Origin of the sequence: Streptomyces hygroscopicus (assembly GCF_026168105.1) — a bacterium.
Taxonomy (GTDB): domain Bacteria; phylum Actinomycetota; class Actinomycetes; order Streptomycetales; family Streptomycetaceae; genus Streptomyces; species Streptomyces hygroscopicus_D.
Genome location: NZ_LBMW01000159.1, coordinates 1 through 1,010, shown reverse-complemented (window position 1 = coordinate 1,010; position 1,010 = coordinate 1). Strand labels below are relative to the sequence as shown.

Below are 1,010 nucleotides of genomic sequence, written 5' to 3'. Positions count from 1 at the left end.
CACGGTCGTACCGGTTTTCGTCATCAATGACCTCGCACGCGAAGATTCGCTCTTGCCGATCATCATTAGATGCCCGAGGCACCTACAGGACCACGCGAAGTTCGGCCAGATCCGCCGGATGCCGTATATGGCGCAAGCATGTCGTTGCGCCGACGGCTTGCCTCGCCGACGGGAACACCCCGGATGCGGTGCAGGGGACGCCGTGGCCTGGCAGGACGCGGCGCGGGCACGCCCCCATGGTAATTCGCTTGCCGCGCACGAGCCGCTGCCCCACGATCGGCGCATGCCGACGATCGAAGCTCTCCTGCCGCCGACGCCTGCCGCCACCCACCGGGGGCGGGGCCGACAGCAGCGTTCCGGCCGACCGCGAAGGCTCCCGCCTGTCCGGTCATGACCGGCGCGCTCGTCGCGGGTCTGGTCGCGGGCTACGGCATCGCGGTGCCCGTCGGCGCGGTCGGGACCTATCTGGTCTCTCTCACCGCCCGTACGTCCTTGCGGACCGGCGCGTGCGCCGCGCTCGGTGTCGCCACCGCCGACGGGCTCTACGCCCTGGTGGCCGTCGTGGGCGGCACCGCCCTCACCCCTGTTCTCCAGCCGGAACTGGCCCCGCTGCGCTGGATTTCGGCACTCGTCCTGGCGGCCCTCGCCGTCCGGGGCGGCGCCGGGGCGCTGCGCCGGTATCGATCACCCGACGCCGCTCCCGCGGCCCGCTCGGCGAGCCTGTTCGTGCTCGCGGCGTTCGCCGCCTCCGCGAGCTGGCAACTGGCGCTGGCCGGGAGCGGCGCACTGCTCGGCCGGGCACTGACCGGGCGGCGCGGACGGCTGGTGACGGCGCTCGTCTCCAGCGCGGTGATCGCGGCGCTGGCGGCGCGGATGCTGGTTCCGCCGGGGTGACCTGAAGCGTTCCCCGGCGGGGAGGGGGCCCGGCCGGTCCCGTCCCATGACACGTCCGTCGGCCCGCGCCCGGTCGTGGATGAAACCCACGGCGGCTGGTGTTGAATCTTGAAACG

1 protein-coding gene is annotated in these 1,010 nt (G+C 72.9%); it reads left to right on the top strand.

Going from position 1 to position 1,010, the window contains the following annotated elements; all coding sequences use genetic code 11:
* Positions 1-390 precede the first annotated feature (390 nt).
* Positions 391-894, top strand: a complete 504-nt coding sequence (locus AAW14_RS39385) for a LysE family transporter (RefSeq protein ID WP_265569273.1) — start codon at positions 391-393, stop codon at positions 892-894.
* Positions 895-1,010: the final 116 nt, after the last annotated feature.